At 67.3% G+C, this 18,212-nt stretch carries 17 protein-coding genes; 9 read left to right on the top strand and 8 right to left on the bottom strand.

What is annotated here, in order from left to right:
• Window positions 1-165: 165 nt before the first annotated feature.
• From AC1DER_RS03265 to radA, 3 genes are all read left to right on the top strand, one after another.
• Window positions 166-2,004, top strand: a complete 1,839-nt coding sequence (locus AC1DER_RS03265; protein WP_477247104.1) for a DUF885 domain-containing protein — start codon at window positions 166-168, stop codon at window positions 2,002-2,004.
• A gap of 147 nt (window positions 2,005-2,151) precedes the next feature.
• A complete protein-coding gene (locus AC1DER_RS03260) occupies window positions 2,152-2,439 on the top strand; it encodes a hypothetical protein (RefSeq protein WP_477247106.1) in 288 nt (95 codons plus the stop codon).
• A gap of 120 nt (window positions 2,440-2,559) precedes the next feature.
• Window positions 2,560-3,966 (top strand): DNA repair protein RadA, encoded by a 1,407-nt coding sequence (radA, locus tag AC1DER_RS03255; RefSeq protein ID WP_477247108.1) that lies wholly within the window; start codon window positions 2,560-2,562, stop codon window positions 3,964-3,966.
• 144 nt (window positions 3,967-4,110) lie between these two features.
• Here the strand turns inward: radA and purU are convergent, their stop codons facing one another.
• The 6 genes from purU to AC1DER_RS03225 all read right to left on the bottom strand — a co-directional run bounded on the left by purU (window position 4,111) and on the right by AC1DER_RS03225 (window position 10,816).
• Entirely contained in the window at window positions 4,111-4,968 is an 858-nt protein-coding gene (gene purU / locus AC1DER_RS03250) for a formyltetrahydrofolate deformylase (protein WP_477247110.1), read from the bottom strand.
• 183 nt (window positions 4,969-5,151) lie between these two features.
• On the bottom strand, window positions 5,152-6,729 hold the full coding sequence (locus AC1DER_RS03245; RefSeq protein ID WP_477247150.1) for a DHA2 family efflux MFS transporter permease subunit: 1,578 nt from the start codon (window positions 6,727-6,729) through the stop codon (window positions 5,152-5,154).
• 34 nt (window positions 6,730-6,763) lie between these two features.
• Complete coding sequence (locus AC1DER_RS03240) at window positions 6,764-7,966, bottom strand: EmrA/EmrK family multidrug efflux transporter periplasmic adaptor subunit (RefSeq protein WP_477247112.1); 1,203 nt, start codon at window positions 7,964-7,966, stop codon at window positions 6,764-6,766.
• A complete protein-coding gene (locus AC1DER_RS03235; RefSeq protein WP_477247114.1) occupies window positions 7,963-9,477 on the bottom strand; it encodes an efflux transporter outer membrane subunit in 1,515 nt (504 codons plus the stop codon). The genes AC1DER_RS03240 and AC1DER_RS03235 overlap by 4 nt, the downstream gene beginning before the upstream one ends.
• Before the next feature lie 2 nt (window positions 9,478-9,479).
• Window positions 9,480-9,935 (bottom strand): MarR family winged helix-turn-helix transcriptional regulator, encoded by a 456-nt coding sequence (locus AC1DER_RS03230; RefSeq protein ID WP_477247116.1) that lies wholly within the window; start codon window positions 9,933-9,935, stop codon window positions 9,480-9,482.
• 89 nt (window positions 9,936-10,024) lie between these two features.
• Window positions 10,025-10,816, bottom strand: a complete 792-nt coding sequence (locus AC1DER_RS03225; protein WP_477247118.1) for a cytochrome C assembly family protein — start codon at window positions 10,814-10,816, stop codon at window positions 10,025-10,027.
• A 138-nt stretch (window positions 10,817-10,954) separates the two neighbouring features.
• On the opposite strand from AC1DER_RS03225, the gene ffh reads away from it, so the two are divergent.
• From ffh to rplS, 5 genes are all read left to right on the top strand, one after another.
• Window positions 10,955-12,322, top strand: coding sequence for a signal recognition particle protein (ffh, locus tag AC1DER_RS03220; protein ID WP_441815953.1), 1,368 nt, complete (start codon window positions 10,955-10,957; stop codon window positions 12,320-12,322).
• A 109-nt stretch (window positions 12,323-12,431) separates the two neighbouring features.
• Window positions 12,432-12,689 carry a 30S ribosomal protein S16 gene (rpsP, locus tag AC1DER_RS03215; protein WP_441815954.1) on the top strand — a complete coding sequence of 86 codons (258 nt, stop codon included), beginning with the start codon at window positions 12,432-12,434 and terminating at the stop codon, window positions 12,687-12,689.
• 49 nt (window positions 12,690-12,738) lie between these two features.
• Complete coding sequence (gene rimM, locus AC1DER_RS03210) at window positions 12,739-13,269, top strand: ribosome maturation factor RimM (protein ID WP_477247121.1); 531 nt, start codon at window positions 12,739-12,741, stop codon at window positions 13,267-13,269.
• Between the two features lie 12 nt (window positions 13,270-13,281).
• Entirely contained in the window at window positions 13,282-14,088 is an 807-nt protein-coding gene (gene trmD / locus AC1DER_RS03205) for a tRNA (guanosine(37)-N1)-methyltransferase TrmD (protein WP_477357651.1), read from the top strand.
• Between the two features lie 82 nt (window positions 14,089-14,170).
• A complete protein-coding gene (rplS, locus tag AC1DER_RS03200; protein ID WP_441815957.1) occupies window positions 14,171-14,551 on the top strand; it encodes a 50S ribosomal protein L19 in 381 nt (126 codons plus the stop codon).
• A gap of 79 nt (window positions 14,552-14,630) precedes the next feature.
• Here the strand turns inward: rplS and AC1DER_RS03195 are convergent, their stop codons facing one another.
• Entirely contained in the window at window positions 14,631-16,127 is a 1,497-nt protein-coding gene (locus AC1DER_RS03195) for an MATE family efflux transporter (protein ID WP_441815958.1), read from the bottom strand.
• Window positions 16,128-16,289: 162 nt separating this feature from the next.
• On the opposite strand from AC1DER_RS03195, the gene AC1DER_RS03190 reads away from it, so the two are divergent.
• The gene (locus AC1DER_RS03190; protein WP_477247152.1) at window positions 16,290-16,676 is read left to right on the top strand and encodes an RNA-binding S4 domain-containing protein; all 387 of its coding nucleotides are present in this window, start codon (window positions 16,290-16,292) and stop codon (window positions 16,674-16,676) included.
• Window positions 16,677-16,732: 56 nt separating this feature from the next.
• On the opposite strand, the gene AC1DER_RS03185 is transcribed toward AC1DER_RS03190, so the two are convergent.
• Window positions 16,733-18,160, bottom strand: coding sequence for an amino acid permease (locus AC1DER_RS03185; RefSeq protein WP_441815959.1), 1,428 nt, complete (start codon window positions 18,158-18,160; stop codon window positions 16,733-16,735).
• Window positions 18,161-18,212: the final 52 nt, after the last annotated feature.

The following is an 18,212-nucleotide window of genomic DNA, read 5'->3' as shown; positions in this document are numbered from 1 at the left end:
CCTGCAGTAGCCCTGATCCGCAAACCGGCAGGTGCCCTGCGTCACAGGTTCGCGCCGTCGGGCTGTGTTCCAATTACGTGCTCCGCCGACTGTTCACCCGCGTCGGTCATTCGCCAATTTGCCTGCCTGCTTCGTGTGCACTCCGCGAAGGGCCCGGGAGCATAAATGCGTCGCACTCTGTTTACGGTCGCCTTCACCGTGGCGGCCCTGGTCGCTCAAGGCTGTCCTGCCGCCGAGGAGGCGCGCCGTCCGGAAACGCTGCACGCGCTGCTGGATTCGCAGATGCGCAGCGCCGTCGTACGCGACCCGGAGCTGCGCAGCCAGCTGGGAATTTCCGGCGACGGCATCGACCTTTCCGCGCAACTGACCGACGTCTCGCTGCCCAGGCGCGAGGAGCGCCGCGCCGAACTGCAGGCCGATCTCGACGCGATCCGCACCTGGGACCGCGACAGCCTGGTCGGGCAGGAGCGCTGGAACTACGACCTGGCGACCTGGTTCTACACCACCCAGATCGACCTGATGAGGTTCGACTGGGCCCCGTCCTGGTTGCCGGCGGGCGCGACGACCTATGCCGTCGACCAGCTGTTCAGCGTGCCGGTGACCTTGCCGCAGTTCCTCGACAACAACCATGCGGTGACCGACGAGGCCAGCGCCCGCAACTACATCGCGCGGCTGAGTGCCGCGGCGGCCAAGCTCGACCAGGTGCGGGCGAACTTCGACATGCAGGCGCAGCACGGCGTGGTGCCGCCACAGGTCGCACTGGAGGGTGCGGCCACGCAGATCCGTGCGCTGCTCAAGCCGCAGCCGGCGCAGAGCGTGTTCGTGCAGTCGCTGCGGCGCAAGCTCGACAAGGCCAAGGCGATCGCGCCGGCGCGACGCGATCAGTTGCTGGCGCAAGCCGCCAGCGCGGTGGCCGGGCAGACCAACCCTGCGTATGCGCGGCTGCTGGCGCGCCTGGACGAAGTCATCGCCACCAAGCCAGGCAACCGCGGCGTCTGGTCCCTGCCGGACGGCAAGGCGTTCTACGACGCCGCCCTGCGCTGGAACACCAGCACCGACCTGGATGCGGATGAGATCCATCGGATAGGCCTGGCGGAAGTGGCGCGCATCGGCAAGGAAATGGACGCGCTGCTGGTGCGACAGGGCCTGCGCAAGGGCACCGTCGGCGAGCGCATGCAGATGCTGAACCACGACAAGCGCTTCCTGTACGCCGACTCCGACGCAGGACGCGCCGAACTGGTTGCCGACATCCAGCGTTCGCTTGAACGCCTGCAGCCGCACGTGTCGCAGTACTTCGGACGGGTGCCGAGGCAGCCACTGGAAGTGCGCACGGTGCCGGTGCAGTCGCAGGCCACCGCGCCCGGCGGGTACTACTCGCCGCCGGCGATGGACGGATCGCGTCCCGGCGTGTTCTTCATCAATCTCGGCGACATGGCGGCCAACACCCGCTTCAGCCTGCCCACGTTGACCTACCACGAAGGGTCGCCGGGGCATCACTTCCAGATTTCCCTGGGCCAGACCCTGACCGACCTGCCGCTGCTGCGTCGCAGCCTCAACCCAAGCGCCTTCACCGAGGGCTGGGCCCTGTATGCAGAGCAGCTGGCCGCGGAGATGGGCCTGTACAAGGACGATCCCTGGGGTGATCTGGGACGGCTGCGCGCGGAAATGTTCCGCTCGGTGCGGCTGGTGGTCGACACCGGCCTGCACCGCAAGCGCTGGACGCCCGAACAGGCGATCGATTACATGGAGGCGAAGACCGGCATGACCGCAGCGGAAGTGCGCGTCGAGGTCTACCGCTATCTGGTGCAGCCAGGGCAGGCGAGTTCCTACAAGATGGGTCAGCTCAAGCTGGTGGAGCTGCGCGAGCGGGCACAGCGCAAGCTCGGCGATCGCTTCGACATCCGCGCCTTCCACGATCTGGTGCTCGGCAACGGTGCGTTGCCGCTGGGGGTGCTGGAGAAGGCGGTGGATGACTGGATCGCGTCGGTGGAGGCCGCGAGCTGAGGGGCTGCCGGGAAGATGAGGGCCATCTGAATGCAGTTCCGAATGAACGTTTCATCAATCGGAAATCTGGAATTCACGAACTTTTACTAATCCACTCGCCACCATGCCGCCTGTTTTACCAGAAGAGGCGTCGACAAGGTGTTGACCATGCGGATGGATGTTTTTGTGGTGGGGAAGGATGAAGGCTTCGTGGTCGCGCCCTGCGGTGCGCCGTTGCCCGACGATGAGATGGCGGTGCTGGGCGACCTGCGCTTTGGCTGGACGCTCGACAGCGGGTCGGCCGCGCCACGCCTGGACTGGCAGGGCATCGTCAAGGACATCGATGCGCGCGGCTACAGCATCGTGCCGCAGGGCGACGTCGATGGTCTGCTGGGCGCGCCCCAGCAGGAACTGAGCGCGTTCTACCCGGAGTACCACCTGCGCTTCGCTGCCTAGCCGTCGGGCCCTTCTCCCGCCAGCCGGGAGAAGGGCCAATGCGCGGCCGGCACGACCGAGTCTCGCCTGGCGCGACGCGTGCCCGTACAGTGGCAGGACGAATCCCATGCGTCGCCCGCCATGCCCAAGCCTGCTGCCAAACCCGCGTCCAAGTCCCGCACCGCCTATGTCTGCTCCGAGTGCGGGGCCGACTTCACCAAATGGCAGGGCCAATGCGGCGAGTGCGGCGGCTGGAACACCCTGAGCGAGTTCGTCGTCGAGCCGGCCGCCAAGGCCGGCGCCAGCGTCGCCGCCAGCCGGCGCAGCAGCTGGGCCGGTCGCGCCGATGCACCGGCGGTGACGCCGCTGAGCGACGTTCGCCATAGCGAGGAAGATCGCGTCAGCACCGGCATCGGCGAGTTCGACCGCGTGCTTGGCGGCGGCATGGTGCATGGCTCCGTCGTGCTGGTCGGCGGCGATCCGGGCATCGGCAAGTCGACCCTGCTTTTGCAGGCGATCAGCAAGATGGCCGGCACCTTGCCCGGTTTGTACGTCACGGGCGAAGAGTCGCTGGCGCAGGTGGCCGGCCGCGCCGCGCGCCTGGGCGTCCCCGTCGATGGCGTGCACGCGCTGGCCGAAACCGGCGTCGAGCGCGTGCTCGAACACGCAGTGAGGATGCGCCCGGGCCTGATCGTGGCCGACTCGGTGCAGACGCTGTGGACCGAAGAACTCAGCGCCGCGCCCGGCTCGGTAAGCCAGGTGCGCGAAAGCGCGGCGCGGCTGGTGCGCTATGCGAAAGAGACGGGAACCGCGGTATTCCTGGTCGGCCACGTCACCAAGGAAGGCGGCATCGCCGGCCCGCGCGTGCTCGAGCACATGGTCGATGCGGTGCTCTACTTCGAGGGCGAGAGCGGAAGCCGTTTCCGCGTGCTGCGCGCCTTCAAGAACCGCTTCGGCGCGGTAAATGAACTGGGCGTGTTCGTGATGGGCGACAAAGGCCTGCGCGAAGTCCCCAATCCTTCTGCGATCTTCCTTTCCGGCAGCAATGGCCCGCAGCCCGGCAGCTGCGTGATGGTCACGCGCGAGGGCACGCGGCCGCTGCTGGTCGAAGTGCAGGCGCTGGTTGACGCCTCGCCGCTGTCCAATCCGCGCCGCGTCGCGGTGGGCATGGAGGGCAATCGCCTGGCGATGCTGCTGGCGGTGCTGCATCGCCATGGCGGCGTCGGTGTCGGCGACCAGGACGTGTTCGTCAATATCGTCGGCGGCATCCGCGTGCAGGAGACCGCGGCCGACCTGCCGGTGCTGCTGGCGGTGCTGTCCTCGCTGCGCGACCGGCCGCTGGCCGACCAGACCATCGCCTTCGGCGAGGTCGGCCTGTCGGGCGAGATCCGGCCGGTGCCCAATGGCGAAGAGCGCCTGAAAGAGGCGGCCACGCACGGCTTCAAGCGCGCGATCGTGCCCAAGTCGAATGCGCCAAAGGGCGGCCGGGTCGGCGAAATGGAAGTGATCGCGGTGGAGCGGCTGGCCGATGCGCTGGAACAGGCGTAATGGAACTACCCAGAAAGCCACCGTCGCCCTGAGCGTAGGAGCGAAGCGCCGAAGTCGAAGGGCCTCAGCGCACACTGGCGACCCTTCGACTTCGCGGCTGCGCCGCTACGCTCAGGGCGAACGGTTATCTGTGCGGGTTGTCGCCTACACCGCAAACACCACCGTGCGGTGGCCGTTGAGCAGGATCCGATCGTCCAGCCAATAGCGCAGCGCCTGCGCCAGCACCCGGCGTTCGATGTCGCGACCGATGCGGATCAGGTCCTGCGGCGTGTCGTGATGGCTGACGCGCTGGGTGTCCTGCTCGATGATCGGCCCCTCGTCGAGGTCGGCGGTGATGAAGTGGGCGGTGGCGCCAATCAGCTTGACCCCGCGCGCGTGCGCCGCGTGATACGGACGCGCGCCCTTGAAGCCGGGCAGGAACGAGTGGTGGATGTTGATGCAACGCCCCGCCAGCCGTGTCGCCAGCGATTCCGACAGCACCTGCATGTAGCGCGCCAGCACCACCAGCTCGGTACCGGTGCGTTCGATCAGCGCAAGCAGTTCGGCTTCCTGCTCCTGCTTGCGCCCCTTGGCGACCGGCAGATGGTGGAAACCGATCCCGTCCAGGTCGAGGAACTGGTAGGTCTCACGCGGGTGGTTGGAGACCACGCCGGTGATTTCCATCGGCAATTCGCCGATGCGCCAGCGGTACAGCACGTCGGCCAGGCAATGGTCGAACTTCGAGGCCAGCAGCATCACCCGCCGCGGTACGCTGCGATCGCGCAGTGACCAGCGCATGCCGAAGCCTTCAGCCAGCGTGGCGAAAGTCTCGCGCGTTGCCGCGATGGCATCGGCGTCGAGCGCGAACACCGTGCGCATGAAGAAACGATCGGTTTCCAGGTCGTTGTATTGCTGCGCATCGAGGATGTTGCCGTCGAAGCGGAGCAGGTGCCCGGTCACGGCGTTGACGATGCCGGGACGGTCGGGGCAGGAGAGAGTGAGGACGTAGTGGGAGGTGGGCATTGCGGCATCGCTTGGGGTTTCAAGCGATACAACGGGGTTTACCCCTCTCCCTGGCCGCCTTCGCGGCCTGTCCCTCCCCCACGGGGGGGGGGAGGGCATGTCTTTTCTTCTCCCTTCGCGCTGGCGCGAGGGCCGGGGCGCGAAGCGAAGTGCCCACAGGGCGGATGAGGGGCGATCTTGCCTCTAGTGCCCGCCAGCCGCCGCCCCGCCACCCAGCTTCGCCGCAAATGGTGGCTTGGCAAACCACACGAAGATGATCACCACCAGGAACAGGATTCCCAGCAGGTGGAAGATCTCGTTGAAGCCGATCTGCACCGCCTGCTGCGAAATCATCTGGTTCAGCGCCACCGCGCCGCGCTGTGGATCGCCCTGACCCAGCGCCGTCACCGTCTGCTGCATCGCCGGGTCGTAGGCGCTGATGCTCTCGGTCAGCCGTGCGTGGTGGATCGTACTTCGCTGGTTCCAGGCCCACGTCGTCAGCGAGGCGGCGAAACTGCCGCCCAGTGTGCGCACGAACGTGGCCAGGCCGGATCCTGCCGCAATCTCGTGCGGTTCCAGGTCCGACAGCAGGATCGTCAGCACCGGCATGAAGAACAGCGCCACGCCCAGGCCTTGCCACAGCTGCACCTCGGCGACGCGTTCAAAGTCGACGTCGAGATTGAAGCCGGCGCGGATGAAGCTGGTGCTGGCCATCACGATGAAAGCGAACGTGGCGAGGATGCGCAGGTCGAACTTCTGCGCGTACTTGCCCACCAGTGGCGTCAGCAACACCGGCAGGATGCCGATCGGCGCGCTGGCATAACCGGCCCAGATCGGCGTGTAGCCCAGGTTGCGCTGCAGCCACAGCGGTACCAGCAAACCGACGCTGAAGAACGCCGAGTACGCCATCACCATTGCCAGCGTGCCGCTGGCGAAGTTGCGGTGGCGGAACAGGCGCAGGTTGACGATCGGGTCCTTCTCGGTCATCTCCCAGATCACGAACACCACCAGCGCGACGGCGGCGACAATGGCCAGCCACACGATCTTGGTCGAGTTGAACCAGTCCTCGTCATTGCCCAGGTCGAGCATGATCTGCAGCGCGCCGACGCCGAGCACCAGCATCGCCAGGCCCATGTAGTCCATCTTCGGCTTCTCGTGCCTTTCAGGCCGGCCCTTGAGCTGCCTGCCGACCACGATGCTGGCGAAGATGCCGATGGGAATGTTGATGAAGAAGATCCATTCCCAGCTGTAGTTGTCGGTGATCCAGCCGCCGAGGATCGGACCGCAAATAGGCGCTACCACCGTCACCATCGCCAGCAAGGCGATGGCCTGGCCGCGTTTGTGCGGTGGATAGATCGAGATCAGCAGCGCCTGCGTCACCGGGTACATCGGGCCGGCGACGAAGCCCTGCAGCGCACGCGCCGCGACCAGCAGGCCCATGCTGTTGGCCAGGCCGCACAGCAGCGATGCGATCACGAACGCCAGCGTGGCCCAGGTGAACAGCGTGCGCTCGCCGAACCGGCGCGTCATGAAGCCGGTCAGCGGCAGCGCGATCGCGTTGCTGACGGCGAACGAGGTGATCACCCACGTCGCCTGGTTGGCGCTGGCGCCGAGGTTGCCGGAGATGGTCGGCAGCGAGACGTTGGCGATGGTGGTGTCGAGCACCTGCATGAACGACGCCAGCGCAAGGCCAATCGTCGTCAACGCCATGTTGGGTGGGCGGAATGCCGCCGCCGCGGGAGCGGGCGGCGGCGTCACCGGCAAGCCGGCGTTCTCTTCCATTTCGGCTGTGGTGGACATGGCGTGCTCAGGGGGCTCAGTCGCGCGCCGCGGTCGGCAGGTTCTGCTTGATGATCTTGCCGATCAGCGCGTTGGCGTCGTTGAGCTGCTCTTCGTAGGCGGCGGTGGTGAACAGCGTCTTGTTGCTCTTGCGGGCGTCGGCAAGGACCGCGCCGTCCTGGTCACGCACGGTCACGTCGACGTGCATGCTCAGGCCCAGGCGCAGCGGATGCTCGGCGAGCTGGCGCGGCTCGATCTCGATGCGCACCGGCACGCGCTGCACGATCTTGATCCAGTTGCCGCTGGCGTTCTGCGCCGGCAGCAGCGAGAACGCGCTGCCGGTGCCCATGCCGAGACTGGCGACCTTGCCGTCGTATTCGACGCCGCTGCCGTACAGGTCGGCATGCACCTTCACCGGCTGGCCGATGCGCATGCGCGAGAGCTGGGTTTCCTTGAAGTTGGCTTCGACCCAGATCTGCTCAAGCGGCACGATCGTCATCAGCGTCGTACCCGGCTGCACGCGCTGGCCGAGCTGGACCTGGCGCTTGGCGACGTAGCCCGACACCGGTGCGACGATCGCGGTGCGCTGCAGGTTCAGATAGGCCTGGCGCAGCTGCGATGCCGCGGCTTCGACCTGCGGCTGGCTGCTGACCGTGGTCGAATCGACCAGGGCGCGGTTGCGCGACAGGTTGCCGTTGATCGAGCGCATGCCGGCTTCGAGCACGGCCAGTTCGTTGCGGGCGTGGGCGAGTTCTTCTGCCGAGACCGCGCCGTTGCCGACCAGGCCTTCGCGACGCTTGAGGTCGGCGCGTGCGCGCTCGACCGACGCCTGGCGTGCAGCCAGATCGGCGGCGCCGGCATCGACCGCGCTGTACAGGCCGCGCACCTGGCGCACGGTGTTGGCGAGGTTGGCCACCGACTGGTCGAAGGCCACGCGTGCATCGTTCGGATCCAGGTGCACCAGCGCCTGGCCGGCGACCACCTTCATGCCGTCGTCGGCGTCGATGCCGACCACGGTGCCCATGGTCTGCGGCACGATGCTGACGACATTGCCCTGCGCGTACGCGTCATCGGTGTCCTCGTGCCAGCGACCGACCAGCAGGTACCAGGTGGTCCAGGCCAGTCCGGCGAGCACGACCACGGCGAGCAGGATCAACAGCGCGCGCTTGCGCTTGCCATTGGACTTGGGCGCGGCGCCGGCCTTGGCGGTGGGAGCGTTGGGATTGGGTTCGGTGGTCATGGCGTGGGGGCCTTGGCGATATCGTGATTGGAGTCGTTGTTGCTGTCGGGTGCGTTCAGTGCGAGACCGCCGCCGAGGGCGCGGTCAAGGTCGATCGATGCGGCCAGGCGCTGGGCGTTGAGCACCGTCAGGATGCGATCGGCTTCAAGCAGCGGACGCTGCGCGGCCAGCACATCCAGCTGCGTGCCAAGACCGGCGCGGTAACGCGAGGTGGCGATCTGCCAGGCGTCCCGGGCTGCATCGCGCGCCTGCGTGGCCGAGACGATCTGGCCGTCGAGCGAGCGCGCCGCATGCAGCGCATCGGCGACTTCGCGCAGCGCGCCGACCAGGGTCTGGTTGTAGCTGGCCACGGCGAGGTCGTAGTCGGCATCGCTGCGCGCGAGCTGGTTGCGCAGGCGGCCGCCATCGAAGATCGGCAGCGTCAGTGCAGGACCGCCGCCGTAGATCAGTGCATCGCTGGAGAACAGGTCACCGAGATTGCCGGCGGCAACGCCGGCGATCGCGACCAGGTTGACGGTCGGGTAGAACGCCGCCTTGCTGGCCTTGATGCCTTGCTGCGACGCTTCCACGCGCCAGCGCGCGGCGACGACGTCGGGGCGGTGACCGAGCAGTTCGCTCGGCACCACCGACGGCAACCGCGGCGATGCGGCGCTGAGCAGACCGGGCTGGGCGATGTCGCGGCCGCGGTCCGGGCCCTTGCCGAGCAGTGCGGCCAGGGCGTTGCGGCTGATCTCGATCTCGTGCTCGCTGGCCTGGATCTGCTGCTGCGCGCTGGCCACGGCGCTTTCCGCCTGGCGGATCTGCAACTGGTTGTCGAGGCCGGCGGCAACGCGCTGGCGGCCCAGGTCGAGCAACTGCGAAGCGCGCTGCTGGTCGGCGACCGCGACGTCGTGCGCGGCAAACGCCTGCGCCAGCGCGACATAGGTGCGGGCGATGCCCGTCGACAGCGTCAGGCGCGCGGCCTGTGCGTCGACTTCGGCGGCGCGGGCCTGGCCCACGGCCGATTGCCAGCGCGCACGCTCACCGCCCCACAAGTCGAAGGTGTAGTGGAACGAGAGGTTGAGCACCTCCACGCCCTGGTAGCTGCCGCCAATCGGCGGCGGCGCAAGCGTCTCGGGCAACTGCACGCCCGAGTACTGCGCCGCGGCGCCCAGCGTCGGCTTGCGTGCCGCATCGGCGAGACCGACCTGGGCCACGGCCTGGCGCACGCGCGCATCGGCGGCGTCGAGGCTCGGCGTGCCGGCCAGCGCTTCGCTGATCAATGCATTGAGCTGGGCATCACCGAGCGAGGTCCACCAGTCCTGCGCCGGGAAGGCGGCATCGGAGGCGGCGGCGTCCGACAGGCTGCGCTGTGCCTGCAGGCTGTCGGCATCGAGCGGCTTGCCCTCTGGGGAGAGCCCGCGCGAACTCGCGCAGCCTGCCAGGAGGACGGCGATGGCCAATGCGGAAAGGATCGGTGCTGACAGAACGGGCTGCAGCCCGCGATGCGGGCGGGGGGCTTGGAATGTCATGGTCAGGTGTCTGAAAAGGAAAGGTTGTCGCGGACCTGCTCGAGCATCCGCGTCAGAAGTTCACGCTGGGCCGCGTCCATGCCCTGCATGGCGCGATCGAGCACGCGCTGGCCGCATTGGTTGACGTCCAGCCACATGGCCTGGCCGGCCGGCGTCAGGTGGATGTTGATGCCGCGGCGGTCGGCGGGGTCGGCCGTGCGGGCAACGATCCCGCGCGCCTCGAGCTTGTCCAGCAGGCGCGTCATCGCACCGGGGTTGAGTTCGGCGAAGCGGGCGAGGTCGGTCACGCCGGCCGGCCCGCTGGAGAGCATCTTCAGGCTGATGTACTGGCTGAAGGTCAGCTCATGGCCGGCGTCCGCCAGTTCGTGCTCCATCCGCGCCCACATGGCGTCGCGGACTTGCCTGAACAGCAAGCCGAGCGAGGATCCGCGGCAGGCAGTGACGGGTAGCGTTTTCATGGGACGAAATTTTCTTCGCCCGGGCAATAGTTGTCAATGCAAATATTGTTGCAGCAATGGAACGCCGGGTTGCGCCAGCTGAACAGGGTTCAGGCAGGGCGGCCGAGGACCAGCTCGAGGACGAACTTGCTGCCGAAGAAGGCCAGGACCAGCAGGGCCATGGCCGTCAGGGTCCAGCGCACGGCAGTGCCGCCGCGCCAGCCGTAGCGCCAGCGGCCCAGCAACAGGCCGCCGAAGACGAGCCAGGACAGCACGCTCAGGACGGTCTTGTGGACCAGGTGCTGGGCGAACAGGCTCTCGACGAACAGCACGCCGGTCAGCAGGGTGGCCGTGAGCAGGGCGAAGCCGACCGCGATCGTGCGGAACAGCAGGGTCTCCAGCTCCACCAGCGGCGGCAGGGCGCGCAGCCACTGATGGAACTCGCGACGGCGCAGTGCGCGTTCCTGCAACCACAGCATCACCGCCAGCAACGCGGCGATGGCCAGGGTGGCGTAAGCGAGCAGGGCGAACCAGGCGTGCAGCTGCAGGCGCCAGTCGAGGCGTTCGGCGATCACATGGCCATGGTGCTGGTAACCGTAGAGCGTGAGCGCGGCCAGCGGGAACACGATCACCCCGAGCGCGGCCATGCGCCCACCACCGCCCACCAGCGCCGTCAGCGCCGCCATGCCCAGGCCGACCAGCGACAGCGCCGCATAGAAGTGCAGGTCGGCGCCACCGGCCTGGTGCCAGGCCAACAGGTGGGCGAGGGCATGCAGCAGCACGCCGGCCCACGCCGGCAGCAGCCACAGCCGCGACGAGCGGGGGGGCTGTTGCCGCACCCCGGTGACGAGCATTGCGGTGGCCAGCAGGTACAGGGCGATGGCGATGAGAACGATTGTCATCGCCGCAGTGTCGCATAGCCGCGAGACGAACCGCAGTGACCGCCGTCGGCTCCTGTCTGGCCTGTGCACGGGGGGCTATACTTCGCGCCCCGCTTTTGTTCCTTTTCCGCGTCCGCGCGACCCGCAGGTATCCCCCGCATGTTCGAATCCCTGACCCAACGTCTCTCCGGCACCATCGAGCGCCTTCGCGGCCGCGGCCGGCTGACCGAGGAGAACATCCGCGAGTCGCTGCGCGAGGTCCGCATCGCCCTGCTCGAGGCCGACGTCGCCCTGCCGGTGGTGCAGGCCCTGATCGAGCGCATCAAGGTGCGCGCGGTGGGCCAGGAAGTGCTCAAGTCGCTGACCCCGGGCCAGGCGCTGATCAAGATCGTCCGCGACGAGATGAGCGCGGTGATGGGTTCGGCCGCGACCGACCTCAACCTAAACGTGCCGGCACCGGCCGTGATCCTGATGGCCGGCCTGCAGGGCGCGGGCAAGACCACCACGGTGGCCAAGCTCGCCAAGCACCTGAAGGAAAAGCGCAAGAAGAAGGTGATGGTGGTGTCGGCCGACGTCTACCGTCCGGCCGCGATCGAGCAGCTCAAGACGCTGGCGCAGCAGGTCGACGTGCTGTTCTTCCCGTCCAGCGCCGACCAGAAACCCGAAGACATCGTCCGTGCCGCCATCGACGATGCGCGCAAGTCGTACGTCGACGTGCTGCTGGTCGACACCGCCGGCCGCACCAGCATCGACGAAGCGATGATGGCCGAGATCAAGGCGCTGCACGCCGCGGTCAAGCCGGTGGAAACGCTGTTCGTGGTCGACTCGATGACCGGCCAGGACGCCGCGGTCACGGCAAAGCATTTCGGTGAAGCGCTGCCGCTGACCGGCGTGGTGCTGACCAAGACCGACGGCGACGCCCGTGGCGGCGCCGCGCTGTCGGTGCGCTACATCACCCAGCGTCCGATCAAGTTCATCGGCACCGGCGAGAAGCCCGACGGCCTCGACGTGTTCCACCCCGACCGCATCGCCAGCCGCATCCTCGACATGGGCGACGTGCTGTCGCTGGTCGAGCAGGTCGAGCAGCAGGTCGACAAGGACAAGGCGCAAAAGCTCGCCGAGAAGGTCGCCAAGGGCAAGAAGTTCGACCTCAACGACATGAAGGACCAGCTCGAGCAGATGCAGAACATGGGCGGCATCACCGGCCTCATGGACAAGCTGCCGGGCATGGGCCAGATCCCGGACTCGGTGAAGAGCCAGGTCACCGGCAAGGAAGTGCCGCGGATGGTGGCCATCATCAACTCGATGACGAAGAAGGAGCGCCGCAACCCGGGGCTGCTGAACGGCTCGCGCCGTGCCCGCATCGCCAGGGGCGCCGGATTGACCCCGGCCGACGTCAACAAGCTCATGAAGCAGTTCCAGCAGATGGAAAAGATGATGAGCAAGCTGTCCGGCGGCGGCATGAAGGGCCTGATGCGCGGCATGAAGGGCATGATGGGCGCCCGCGGCGGCATGCCGTTCAGGTAAGGCCGGGCCTCGTGGCGGGTTCAGGGCTTTCCTGACCCGGATCAATGGCTTATACTTTTTGGCTTACCTCGCCATTCCGGCGACTGGGCAACACAGGAATTACCGAACCATGGTCAAGATTCGTCTCGCACGCGGCGGCGCCAAGAAGCGTCCGTTCTACCACGTCATCGTCACCGACAGCCGCAATGCACGTGACGGCCGCAACATCGAGCGCGTCGGCTTCTACAACCCGGTCGCCCAGGGCGCCGAGAAGAAGGTCGAGCTCAACGTCGAGCGCATCGCTCACTGGGTTGGCAACGGCGCGCAGCTGACCGACAAGGTCGCCGTGCTGTACAAGGAAGCGGCCAAGGCCGCGACCGCAGCCTGATTTGCCGGCCGCGCCTCAACCGCGCGGCCGCGCTTCCAGAGCAGCAGCAATGACAGGCTCCTCCGAGGAGCGCCCGGGGCGCCGCATCCTGCTGGGCAGGGTGGCCGGCGCCTTTGGCATTCGTGGCGAAGCAAAGCTCGAGTCGTGGACCGAGCCGCGCAGCGCCATTTTCAACTACGAGCCATGGATCCTGCGCGACCCGCAGGGCAACGAGCGCGAATTGCGCGGCGTACGTGGCAAGCAGAGCGGCAAGTTCACCGTCGCCAACTTCCCCGACGTCACCGACCGCGACGCCATCGAGGCGATGCGCGGCACCGAGATCTATGTCCCGCGTTCGGCGCTTCCGCCGCCGAGCGAGGGCGAGTACTACTGGGTCGACCTGGAAGGCCTGCGCGTGGTCACCGTTGATGGTGTCCCGCTGGGCGTGGTCTCGCACCTGTTCGCCACCGGCGCCAATGACGTCCTGGTTGCGCGCGACGACGAGCGCGAGCGGATGATTCCGTTCGTGACGCCGCAGTACGTGACCCGGGTCGATTTCGACAACGGCGTGGTCACGGTCGACTGGGACCCCGAGTTCTAGTTCCCGCCCACCATGCGCATCGACGTCATCAGCCTGTTCCCCGAGTTTGTCGCCCAGTGCGCTGCGTTCGGTGTGGTCGGGCGTGCGGGCGAGCGCGGGCTGTTGTCGCTGCACGGCTGGAACCCGCGCGACTACGCTGAAGGCAACTACCGCCGGGTCGACGACCGTCCCTGTGGCGGCGGCCCGGGCATGGTCATGCTGATCGATCCCCTGCGTGCCAGCCTGCAGGCCGCGCATGCGGCCGATCCGGCCCCGGCGAGGGTGGTCTATCTCAGTCCGCAGGGTGTGCCCCTGACCCAGGCCAAGGTCCGCGAGCTGGCCGGCCGCGAGCGCCTGATCCTGCTGTGCGGCCGCTACGAAGGCATCGATGAACGCCTGATCCAGGCCGAGGTCGACGAAGAGATTTCCATTGGCGACTACGTCCTGTCCGGCGGCGAGCTGGCCGCGGCGGTCGTGGTCGATGCCGTCGCGCGGCTGCGCGAGGGCGTGCTGGGCGACGCCGAGTCGGCGGTCCAGGACAGTTTCGAGGACGGCCTGCTGGATTGCCCGCACTACAGTCGGCCGATCGAGCACGAACTGGGTTCGGTCCCGGAGGTGCTGTTGTCGGGCAACCACGCCCATATCGCCGCCTGGCGGCGGATGCAGTCGCTCGGCCGGACCTGGCTGCGGCGGCCGGACCTGCTGAACGAGGCCGCACTGTCCAAGGCCGACCGCAAGCTGCTGGCCACCTTCCGGGCCGGCCTGGAGGCCGAGGACGAGCCCGCGGACGCTCCCCGGGAACCCCAAGTGCTAGCCACACAAGGAAAAAAGCCGTTATAATCCGCGGCTTCCATTAGCTCCACCCATGCCAGACGCGGGTCCACGTGCACTCGCGCTAAAACGACTCCAACAGGCCAAAGCCATGAACAATCCGTCGATCCACACGCTTCTCCAGAATTTCGAAGCCGAGCAGATCAAGCGTCAGCTGCCCGACTTCAGCCAGGGCGACACCGTCGTCGTCAACGTCAACGTCAAGGAAGGCACGCGTGAGCGCGTCCAGGCCTACGAAGGCGTGGTCATCGCGATCAAGAACGCCGGCCTGAACTCCTCGTTCACCGTGCGCAAGATCTCGCACGGCTTCGGCGTCGAGCGCGTCTTCCAGACCCACAGCGCCACGATCGCTTCGGTCGACGTGAAGCGCCGCGGCAAGGTCCGCGCCGGCAAGCTGTACTACCTGCGTGGCCTGAAGGGCAAGAAGGCGCGCATCAAGGAAGATCTGTCGGCTTACACCAAGTCCGAGTAATACCGCGCAGGCTCTGCCTGCCGCGAACTGCAACGGCCGCCCCAGGGCGGCCGTTTGCATGTGTGGACATCGCTACGGTTTACGGCTTCGAGGCTTGTGTCGCGGAGATCGCCAGAGCGACGTCGTCGTCGGTGTCCGCGCTCGGGTCGGCCACCGGCGAAGGTGGCGTCGCCGGAACCTCGGCGGGCATCGCGACTTCGTGCGGATCCGGTCGCAACATGCGCGCCTTGCGCCAGTTGCCCCAGCGGTAATACGACAGCGCCATCAGCATCGAACACAACGCGCTGACCGGGAAACTCCACCAGATCGCATCGGGGCCCAGGGTCGGCTGCAGCACATTGGCGAACGGCACGCGGACGCCCCACAGCGCCAGCGCCAGGATGATCAGCGGCGGGATCACCGCGCCGGTCGAACGCACCACGCCGGAGACCACGAAGGTCACGCCGAAGAACAGGAACGACCACACCGAGATGTGGTTGAGATGGCGCGCGATCTCCAGGGCGCTGCTGCCCTCGGGCAGGAACAGCGCCAGCGTCCAGCGGTCGAGCAGGATCAGCGGCGCGATGATCGCGCCGGTCAGCAGGAAGTTGAACAGCACGCCGGCCTTGGCGGTGGCCGAGACGCGGTCCCAGCGATGCGCGCCGACGTTCTGCGCGGCCATCGACGAGCACGCCGCGCCAATCGCCATCGCCGGCATCTGCACGTAGGTCCACAACTGCAGCGCGGCGCCGTAGGCGGCCGAGGTGTCGGTGCCGTAGTGGTTGACCATGGTCATCATCGCGATCATCGACAGCGAGATCAGCACCATCTGCAGCCCCATCGGCACGCCCTTGATGACGAGCGCACGCAGGATGGTCAGGTCGATCCTGAACATGTGCGAGTCGCGCCGGCCCAGCCACAGCGGGTGCTTGCGGTGGCGCAGATAGAGCAGCAGCGCAGTCAGCGTCAGTCCCTGCGCCAGCAGCGTCGACCATGCCGAGCCGGCGATGCCGAGCTTCGGAAACGGGCCCAGGCCGAAGATCAGCAACGGGTTGAAGGCGATGTCGAGCAGCACCGATACCAGCAGGAAGCGGAACGGCGTGCGCGAGTCGCCTGCGCCGCGCAGCGCCGCCGAGATGAAGGCGAACGTGTACAGGATCGGCATCGCCAGGAAGATCACCTGCAGGTAATCCTCGGCAAACTGCAGCGACGCCGCCGGCGTTCCCATCGCGGCCAGCAGGTAGCGCGACAGCCACCAGCCCAGCGCGGCGATCAGCACCGACAGGCCGACGAAGAAGGTCGCGCTGGTGCCCATCACGCGCCGCGCCTGGGTGATGTCTCGCGCGCCGATCGCCTGGGCGATCAGGATCGTCGCCGCCATGCCGAAGCCGAACACCGACCCGAGCAGGAAGAACATGATGTTGTTGGCGTTGGCCGTGGCGGTCAGTGCCTCTTCGCCAAGAAAGTGCCCGACCCAGACCGCATTCACTGAACCGTTCAGGGATTGCGCCACGTTGCCGGCCAGGATCGGCAGCGAGAAGGCCAGCAGGTTGCGCCCGATCGGGCCTTCGGTGAGGTTGTGCTGTTTGGGCGGCATCACGGGACCAGGCGAAGGGGAGGGCGGCAAGGTAGCACCGGGGCCGCGAAGAGGCTGCATGTCTGAATGCACACGCGAACGCCAGGCCGATTCGGCGACAATGCATTGGCCGATGCACAGGCCGCGAGGCTGGAAATCGCAGTGACCGAACAACCCGTTCCGATGCAGGCAGTGCGGCTGGACATATGGCTCTGGGCCGCGCGCTTCTTCAATACCCGCAGCCTGGCCAAACAGGCGGTGGAGACCGGCAAGGTCGATGTCGGCGGCCAGCGCGCGAAGGCGTCGCGGGTGGTGCGCATTGGCGATGCGTTGCGCGTGGCGCGCGGCGAAGAGGCATTCGAGATCAGCGTGGTCGCGCTCAGCGACACGCGCGGCCCCGCCAGTGCGGCCCAGACCCTGTATGCGGAGACTGAAGCCTCCCGTCTCGCACGTGAGCAGCTGCGCGCCCAGCGCATCGCCGAGCGCAATGGCTACTGTGCACCGGAGACCAAGCCGGACAAGCGTGCGCGCAGATTGATCCGCGCGCTGGGCGATATCGACGCGCTATAGCTCAAAGGAAGCCATGGCTCAAACGAAAAGGGCGCCTTTCGGCGCCCTTTTGCACATCAGCCCTTCTTGAGCTTGCTGTGCTTGTAGCCGTACAGGAAGTAGATCAGGAACCCGATCGAGGTCCACACCACCATCAGGAACCAGTTGTGCGCGGTCATCGTCGACAGCAGCGCCAGGCAGCTGAGGATGCCGGCGATGCACACGCCCCACGCAAACGGGATGCGGAACGGACGTGGCAGGTCGGGCTGGGTGCGGCGCAGGATCAGCACGCCGCCGCAGACCGCGGCGAACGCGATCAGCGTGCCCATCGAGGTCAGCTCGCCGAGCACGTCGAGCGGGAACAGCGCCGCCAGGATGGCGATGCCGATGCCGGTGATGACGGTGTTGATGTGCGGCGTGCGGTAGGTCGGATGGATCCGGGTGAACAACGGCGGCAGCAATCCATCGCGCGCCATGATCATGAAGATGCGCGGCTGGCCGATGATCATCACCAGCACCACCGACGACAGGCCGATCAGCGCGCCGATCTCGACCACCCAGCGCAGCCAATGCAGTTCCGGATGCGCCGCCACCGCAGTCACCACCGGCTCGTCGGTGCCGAGCTGTGCGAAGGGCACCAGGCCGGTCATGACCGCGGCCATGGCGAGGTAGAGCACGGTGCAGATCGCCAGCGACAGCAGCATGCCGATCGGCAGGTCGCGCTGCGGTTTGTGCGATTCCTGCGCCGCCACCGACACCGCCTCGAAGCCGATGTAGGCGAAGAACACCAGCGCGGCACCGCGCAGCACGCCTTCGAAGCCGTACTTGCCCGGGCCCTCGTTGGCCGGGATGAAGGGGTGCCAGTTGGCCGGGTCGATATACTTCCAGCCGGCGAAAATCACCAGCAGGATCAGCCCGGTCTTGAGCACGACCATGGCCATGTTCATCGCCGACGACTTGCGGATGCCCACGTAACACAGCCAGGTCAGCAGCAGCACGATGCCGGCCGCGGGCAGGTTGGCGATCGCGCCGGTGGGCCTGAGCTGCGCATCGAGCGGAGCGCTCACCAGGGCATGTGGCAGATGGATGTTGAACTGGTCGAGCAGACTGAGGAAGTAACCGGTCCAGCTCACCGCCACGGCCGAGGCAGACACGCCGTATTCGAGTACCAGCATCCAGCCGATGAACCACGCGGCCAGCTCGCCGAGCGTGGCGTACGTGTAGGTGTAGGCGCTGCCGGAGACCGGCACCATCGCCGCGAATTCGGCGTAGGCCAGCGCGCAGAAGGTGCAGCAGATCGCCGCCAGCACGAACGACAGCATGATCGCCGGGCCGGCATGGTCTGCCGCGGCCTGGCCGGTGATGACGAAGATGCCGCCGCCGATCACCGCGCCGATGCCCAGGGCGGTGAGGCCCCACGGGCCGAGCGTGCGGTGCAGTTCCAGGCCCTGCGCATCGGCATGGCTGGCATGGGGGTGTTTGGTCGCCCAGAGTTGTCCGAACATCTATTGCTTCCCGGTTCCGGCGAGGCCGGTATTGGATGGAGCGCTTGGAAGA

The organism is Lysobacter sp. 05T417 (assembly GCF_056396405.1).
This window is presented reverse-complemented; position numbering and strand designations above follow the sequence as displayed.